The sequence below is a fragment of the Dactylosporangium sucinum genome (assembly GCF_014647515.1).
GTDB classification, from domain to species: domain Bacteria; phylum Actinomycetota; class Actinomycetes; order Mycobacteriales; family Micromonosporaceae; genus Dactylosporangium; species Dactylosporangium sucinum.
Genome location: NZ_BMPI01000122.1, coordinates 1 through 7,840 on the forward strand (window position 1 = coordinate 1; position 7,840 = coordinate 7,840).

The window sequence follows — 7,840 nt, forward strand, 5'->3', positions numbered from 1 at the left end:
GACAGCCCGGTCTCCACCGGCGGGGTGGCCCGGGTCAACGCCAGGATCCGGGCCCGGACCGCGGCCGGGACCTGCTCCCGAGGAGCGGCGTGCGAGCCGTCCTCCAGACCGGCCAGCCCGTGCTCCGCGTACCTGTCCACCCAACGGTCCACAGTGGGCAGCGACACCCCGGTCAGCACCGCAACATCCTTCCGGCGCCGGCCTTCCGCCATCCACAACACGATCCGCGCCCGGGTCGCCACCACGGCCGGCGCGTTCCGGCTGTTGATCACCGCCCGCAACTCCGCGAGCTGGCCTTCGGTCAGCATCACACCAGGATCGACGACCGACCCGACATAACGCAACCAGCATCACGCAACACTAGAGGCCGGATCGCATGCTTGTCAGTCGGGACCCACGGTGATGTCGAGTGAGAGCGGTAAGCGAGATCCCGCACTTGAGCTCGGCGGAAGTCGTCCTGGCCGTCGCCGGCCTCCACCGCCAGTGCGTCCAGGCGATCATCAGTAGCTCATCCTGCGGGGGTGGCCATGATCCTGAAGCGACCGACGCCGGAGCCCCGCGACCTTCGCCAGCGCGTTGCGGTCGAGCACCGGCCCGTCGTCGCCGTCCTCGGCGGCCCAGACCCGGCGAACGAGAAACGGCAACGTTTTGTCGCTCATGCGGCGGCTCCGGCTCGTGCGTTCCTGTCATCAAGCATCCGAGGCGGACCCATGAGGGCATTACACGCGCCCGCGGCCTTGAGAGTCCAGGACTGGTGCACCCCGGCGCGGTCCCTTCTACCTTACCGCGCCCGTCGTCAACAGTGATGGGTGGCATTCAGCGTCATGCCCACCGTCTCCAGGCGTGCTGCCAGCCCGGGCCGGACGGCACGCAGCCGGGCAAGATCCGTCCGCGCCTCGAGCAGCTGGCTCCACTGCACTCCGCGCCCGATCTCCAGCATGTCGACGGCCTCGGCCGAACGGCCCACGGCCACCGCACACGCCGCGGCCTCGGTTGCCGTGCCCGTGTGCCGCCCGAGAACTGCCTGCCGCTCGGCATAGTTCGACCCGCGCCAGGCCACCACCGGCAGTAAATCGACTGCTTTCCTCCAGGACGACAGGGCTGGCCGCAGGTCGCCCAGCGAGACGCGCAGCTCCGCGGCCAGTCTCGCGGCATCGAACCGGCCGCCGGCCGGAGCCGAGGAATGATCGGTGATCAGGTCGAGCAGGCGCAAGGCATCCACGGAACGGTTCTCGTCCCAGAGGAACGCCTCGGCCAGGCTCATAGCGATGCTCGCGTAGATCGGCTCGTCCGGTTGCGTGCGATTCAGCGCATCCTGCAGCGTTGCCTGCGCCACCCGAGCCGCGTCCGCGCCGCCCACGAGCCGAAGCTTCGACAGCTGGCCCGTGCCCAGCGTGAACAGATAATCCGCCAACCTGGGATCCGTCGGCGGGAGCTCTTCAGTCATTGCCTCGGCATCTGCCAGGGCTGCATCGAGCTCGCCTATGTTCCGGGTGGCGGACGCATAGTCACGCAGAGCGCCGGCGAGGTTGATCCTGTTCATCTGGTGGTGGGCGCTGCCTGTGGGAGAGAGCTCGACCGCTTTCCTTAACGCGGCGACAGCACGAACGAGGGCATCCATGTCTCGGCTTCGGTGATACCTGTCGCGCAGAGCTCCGGCGAGATCGGACCAGCACTGCCCCAGCTTTTCGGGGCTCGCCTCGGGTACCCGGACCGATTCTTCGAGCAGGTCGACAGCGCGTTCCAGGTCCTTGGCGGAGTTGTAGTGGTCAGCCCGTTTGGCGAGCAGGTGAGCGAGCGTCGCCAGTCGCCCGGCCCGCTCGTCACCCGCCACCGGGCCGGTGAGCGATGCTCGGGATGTGGCAATCGCCTCCTCGAGGTCGGGCGCCTCGCCGGTCAGCTCATACCGAAGTACCAGTGCCGAGGCGAGATTTGCCTGCGCCGAAGCAGTGAGGTCGGAGTCGAAGTCCTCCCTGAGCAGAGTCCGGGAAGTCGCAATCGCCTGGTCCAGCTGATCGGCCCGCCGGCCTGCCTGGTACCGCTCGAGGAAGGCGAAGGGCAGGACGTAGAGCGTCTCCCGGATATGAGCGAATCGCGGATCGGCCGCTCCGGTGTTCAGCAGATCGACGAACCTGCCGAGCTGCTCGTCATTGGCGTTGAGGATGAGGTCGGCGGGGTCGAACAGAACCATCGGGCAATGGTAGGCGTCCACCGCCTCGGTTATGCCGGCCAATCCGCCCGTGTCGGCGCCCGCCCTGACGACGGTGGGGGGTCAGGTTGTGGGTTCGAATCTTATCGCGCCACATCGTGGGGCCAGCTTAGCTGGCCTCTGATTTACGCCGACGAGTCAACTCGGAGCTCGCTGAAGACCTGGATCGGCGGCGCCCAGGCTGTCCCGCAGCTGCCTGGCAGGCATTCACCGCGTCGTTCTGATACGTGAGCCGGCCGGTCCGGTCGGCCACGTCTGTCAGGGCATGACCGAGGTTGGCATATATCGTCGCTGTCACGGGTCCGGACGCGGGTGCGGCTCTCGTCGCCGCGCACAACGAGGCAAAGCCTCGCGGAGGTCGTTCGCCGACCCACCGGTCCTGGCGTGGGTCCACAGTGCATCGCCGAGATTGTTCAGCACCACCGGCCGCAGCGAGGATTCGGTCACGGTACCGGCAAGTGTGCCCGATCGTCACGGCCTCGTCCACGTCAGCCGGTTGACCGCGGTCCTTGAACCGCTGCACGAGCGCGGCGGCGAGATTAACGGGTGTAAATCCTTGTCGGGCGTAGCCGGTGGCGTCGAGTCGACGGCGGCGCGCAGAAGGTCTACAACCCGATCGACTCGTCCATCGCCGTTGTCGATCATCCCATCACTTTCCAGCCGAGCCAACTGACTGAGATCGGCGTCCCGGAATCAGTCCGGTCCGATCGATACATGCGCCCATCTAACATCAATAGTTGCTAAATCTGGCTCTATGAGGTAGGCGCGCAACTCGTCGAGACGCTCCGCCAGATCAGGCGCTGCCTCCCGCAACACGGTGGCAGCATCGCGAGTGTCGAGTTGACTTCCCCAAAGCACACTTCGCGAGCGTTCGAGTGCCTCGACTGCTGCTTGTGGTCGGTCGGCGGCAAGCATGCAGGCAGCCGCATGAGTGGCAAGCCCGTTACGTCGTTGGAGTGCGCGTTCGCTGCTGCGGCGAGACAGGGCCCTGCCGGTGGTCAGCGGCAGCAACTCGACCGCTGCCCCATACGCATCCGCAGCCGACTGCCACTGGCCGAGGTCTGCGTGGGTCCTGCCCAGGACTGCAGCCGCCTGGACGCGTGTGGACACGGCCGCACTGGTCATTAGCGACGTGGCGTTCCACGCAGCGATCGCTTCGCGTAGATCGTCTGGCTCGCCGTCACGGCCGAATCTGAGTCGCATGGCTTCGGCCAGATTTGCCAGGAACAGTCCGCGCCGCGAATGCTCGGCCGAGGTAGAGGAGAGCACCGAGCGGGCGATGTCGATGCTTTCGTCGAGGGCCGCCCGCTCGCCAGTGCGGACCGCCAGTTGGCGCAGGGCGACTCCCAGATTTGACAGGTACACGGCCCGCGCTGGATCGAAAACCAGTGATGCGCCCACAGCATCGCGGAGGAGGACAACGGCCTCGGCGAGGTCGCGCAGTTCATTGAAGCGGTCATGCCGGGCCTGAAGACTCCCGCTGAGGTTGGAGAGCCGAAGTGCTCGATCAGGGTGGCCGATCGGTGTTGCGTCAACGGCTGCGCGCAGCATCTCAACCGCATCGTCAGCGTGGGCGAGTTCACCAGACAACTCGAACCTGTGCAGCAACGAGTTGCCCAAGTTGGATTGCCGCAGGGCGAGGCTGTGGTCGTCTGCGGCGGTAGCGTCTACAGCTGCGCTCCCTACCGCGATCGCTTCTTCGCTGTCGGCCAGTTCGCCAGTCCAGTCCGCACGAGCCTGCAGGGCGAGCCCCAGATTCGACAGAAACGTCGTTCGCAGAACGTGACCTTGCGGCGCAGCCTCGATGGCGGCGCGAATGAAGGTGATGGAGTCGTCGAGGTGGACACGCGCGCCGGTGCCCTCAAACAGCCGCCGAAGTCCGTTACTCAGGTTCGACGCGTAGATCGGAAAGTCGGGATCCTTGGGATCGGCGAGGTCGACCGCTTCCCGAAGTGCCTGGACTGCCGCTTGCCCGATGTCGAGGACTCCCGTTCGCTCGTAACGGATCCGTAGCGCGTTGCCCAAACCTGTACGACAACCCACGCGTACGCTTTCCGCACCAGGAGCAATGAGTGCCTCCTCGTATGCAGCGATGGCCTCGTCGAGGCCTTCGGCAGTAGCCTCTTGATCCAGTCGAATCTCCAGTGCTGTTCCGAGTTGTACCAGCAGCCCTGCTCGGTTGATGTGATCGTGAGGCATCGTCGCAAGCGCCGAGCGGAAGCAGTCGGTCGCCTCAGTGAGGTCGTCCGTTGTTCCGTTGCGCCGAAACCGTGACAGCAGCGCGTTGCCGAGGATCGACGAGCGAGCCGTCAAATTATGGAGATCGTTGATGTTGCCTGGCCGAACTGCACGTAGGTGAGCGATCGCTTCGTCGAGGTCAACTGCTGCACCGGTGCGTACGTACCGCCCCCGCAACGCCTGGCCGAGATTCACGAGAACTGGAGCAAGGTCTGCACCTTTCACTGCGGTCCGCAACGCGTCTCGTCCGATCTGGACAGCCTCGTCGAGGTCCTCCACTGCATGGGAGTCGCCGAATCGCGCGGTGAAGGCGGCACAGAGGTTGGCCATGACCGAAGCCCGGTTGGGGTCGGACGTCGGGATGAGAGCTACGCAGGCACGCCCTGACGAGATCGCCTCGTCCAGATCAGTCGATTGACCGAGGCAACCGAACCGCAGCAGAGCGAGGCTGGACAGGTTCGCCAGGTGCATCGCCTGCCGCGGGTGACCGTCATACGTGACAGCGAGCGCGGCACGCGCCGCTGACAACGCCTCCTCGAGATCGTCGATACGACCATCACGACTGAACCGTCCACGGAGCACTCTGCCGAATATGTCAAGCAGACGGTCTCGGTCAGGGTGCGCTCGCGAGGTTCCGGCGACTCCGATCCGGATCGCCTCGACCGCACCGTCGAGCATCCACGCACCAAGACCGTTGAGCGACAAGTGAACCAGCGCATGTGCGGCGTCGACCCGTTGGTTGTCCTCGACTTCGGTGGACGGCGCGGCCAGAATAAGCCGAAGTGGTTGTGGAATGCGGTCAACGTCGATCGCTGTCAGCCGCTGAAAGAGCTGAACCGCAGTACGGAAGTTGATCCTCCCATGAGTGGCCGGGTCTGCCTCGGCCCGGCACCAGTGCAGCCACGCCAACGCTTCCACCGCCTCGGCCAGACCGACACGCTCGAGGTGTCCGCTCTGGACAAGGCGCAATAGTTCGCCAGCTATCTGGGAGGTCTCATCGGCGAGCAAGCCATCCAACTCGCGACGGTGGGTGAAGGCGACGACACACGTTCGAATCGCTGCCACGCTGTTGGAGAACAGGTCGGGGTCGGCGATCATCGGCGCTCTCCAGGATGGCGAGAATCGGCGATTCCTCGAAACCCAGGGCTGGCGGACACGACGTACATCGTAGAGCCGATGCCGCTGTCTGCAACGGCCTGGCCGATGTTGATACAGTCCACGACCAGCCCGTCAACGACGAGTCGCAGATGCTGTTCGCGGAGCTCAAGGACAGCGGCTCGCGGCGCCTCGGCCTCGCCGCCGCCAAGGTAGGACCCGAGCGCCTTGCCTGGATTGCTCCAGGTCCGTTTCCCGGGCCCACCCGTATGGGCCGTCGTCAGTGTCCCGATCATGTTCGGTGGCCATGCTGGTCAAACGGCGCTGTGCGTCGCGCCGGTGAGGCCGTGCCCCATATCGACTGTCTTGGGCCTCGAGCCGGTATAATTTATTCGGCAAGCGCCGGCACGCTGCGACTCCAGAATCCGCTCCACGTCGCTGTGCAGAGGCCGTATTTGTATGTGCCAGTCCGCCTCATCCAGCAGGGCAGGTACTCGGCACAACGTCGAGCCGAAATCAGGGCACGCGCGAATTCAGTTTCCGGCGCATCGGAAGAGGTGGAGTGTGAGCGGTGCGGACGATCGGGTGCCAGATTGGCTGCCCCGGGCTTTGTCGCGCGACTGGCGCGCGCTGTTCTTCCTGCCCAGGAAGCACCCGCGTCACCTGGACACGACCGCGGGCCTCATGGGCGACCTGCGGGCCCTGTATCTCGCCCGGGGCGACGTAACGCTGCTCGACGAGGGGATCAATCGAGGCTGCCGCGAGCTCAAACGGGCCGGATCACGGACCTCGGTACCCCCCGACTTTCACGCCGGCTTGGCCGGACTGCTCCAGGCGCGCTATCAGCATGGCGGAGATCCGGCCGACATCGAGGAGGCGCTGCGGCACATCCGGACGGCATTGGAACGTGCCGGCACCGTCGCGCCGGAGCAGTCGCCGAAGCTGATGTGCAACCTCGCCTTCACGCTGCGGTCCCGGTTCGAGGCAGCCGGGGACTTCGCGGACCTCAGCGAGGCGCTCGATCTGGCCCGGCGGGCGCACCAGGAGGCACCGCCTACACTCCGGCCGAAGACCGCCTACATGCTCAGCACCATCCTGGCCGTACGCTTCACCAAACTCGGGGAGTCGGCCGACCTGGTCGAGGCCCGGCTCCTGGCCGCCGACGTCGTTGCGCAGCTGCCCGACGACCATCCCGAGCTCGCCGCGTACGTGGCCCACCTCGCGGCCGTGGAGATGAACGTCTATCGCCGTACCGGCGATCCGCATGCTCGTGAGCAAGCTGGCCTGCACCACGAACGGCTGCTCGACCGGCTCGACACGGTCGAGGCCATCCGTCCGGTGGTGGTGGCGAACTGGTCGCTGATGCTGGAGGCAGACATTGACTATCTGGACCCGGCGCAGTGGCTGCAACCGGGTGGCCCGTCCACGGAGCGTGAGCCGTACGTTCGCCTGGCCAGGCGCATGCTGCCCGAACTGCAGGCGGCGGCGCGGCAGGCGGAAGGCACCGCATATTGGTCGCACGCAATGGTGGCCGTGGCCCGGACGTACCTGAGCATCTACGCGGCTGGTCGGCGCGACGATGACCTTCGGTCCGCGGTCGCGGCGGCCGCAGTAGCGGTCCGCAGTACGCCGCCCGATGAGCCCGATCATGCTGATGCCCGGATGGTCGCCGCTGCCGTACGGCTGGCCTCCGCGGTCCGTCACGACACCCTGTCCGACGTGACCGCGGTCGAGTCGCACCTGGCCGCAGTCGTGCACCATCGCCTGGCCCGGCCGGCGATGCGAGTCCGGGCTGCGCGCTTCCTCACCTCGGTCCGGATGGCGCTCCAGGATCCGGCTGGGGCGCTGGCGGTGTCCAGGCTGGCCCTCGACCTCCTTCCGCTGCTGGTCTGGCCCGGCACGAGCCGGCCGGACCGGGAGTTCCGCCTCGCCTTGGCCGCCGACGTCGGCCGGGACGCCGCTGCGGCGGCGCTGTCACAAGGGCGGCTGGCGGATGCCGTCGAGGTCAACGAGGCGGGCCGAGCGGTGTTGTGGTCCGGCGTCCTGAGCATGCGCGCTGATCTGGCCGGGGTGGCCGCTGCGGCGCCCGAACTCGCTCGCGAACTGACGCGAGTGCGCCTTGCCCTCGCGGAAGACGCCTACGTCGCGAGGTAGAACGCCTCATGCTGGGCGGCCGCGGCGACCAGGTGGGGCGGCGGCCCCGGCGGGGCTCCTCCGGGGTGCTCGCCGCGGCCAGCAGCGCGGCGGCCAGCGAGAGCCAGGTCGGTGTCGTAGAGGACCGCGTCGCCGAAGACCCGC

General features: G+C 66.8%; 5 protein-coding genes. 1 reads left to right on the plus strand and 4 read right to left on the minus strand.

The genetic code is table 11. The annotated features are described in order from the left end of the window. From IEZ31_RS53995 to IEZ31_RS54010, 4 genes are all read right to left on the minus strand, one after another. The coding region (locus tag IEZ31_RS53995) for a helix-turn-helix domain-containing protein (RefSeq protein WP_190257975.1) at positions 1-308 on the minus strand (308 nt) is incomplete at its 3' end. A gap of 192 nt (positions 309-500) precedes the next feature. After that, positions 501-659, minus strand: coding sequence for a hypothetical protein (locus IEZ31_RS54000; protein WP_190257976.1), 159 nt, complete (start codon positions 657-659; stop codon positions 501-503). A 137-nt stretch (positions 660-796) separates the two neighbouring features. Beyond that, entirely contained in the window at positions 797-2,191 is a 1,395-nt protein-coding gene (locus IEZ31_RS54005) for a hypothetical protein (protein WP_190257977.1), read from the minus strand. A 711-nt stretch (positions 2,192-2,902) separates the two neighbouring features. Further along, positions 2,903-5,545, minus strand: a complete 2,643-nt coding sequence (locus IEZ31_RS54010; protein ID WP_190257978.1) for a tetratricopeptide repeat protein — start codon at positions 5,543-5,545, stop codon at positions 2,903-2,905. A gap of 561 nt (positions 5,546-6,106) precedes the next feature. On the opposite strand from IEZ31_RS54010, the gene IEZ31_RS54015 reads away from it, so the two are divergent. Then, positions 6,107-7,696, plus strand: coding sequence for a hypothetical protein (locus IEZ31_RS54015; RefSeq protein ID WP_190257979.1), 1,590 nt, complete (start codon positions 6,107-6,109; stop codon positions 7,694-7,696). The last annotated feature ends 144 nt before the right edge of the window (positions 7,697-7,840 follow it).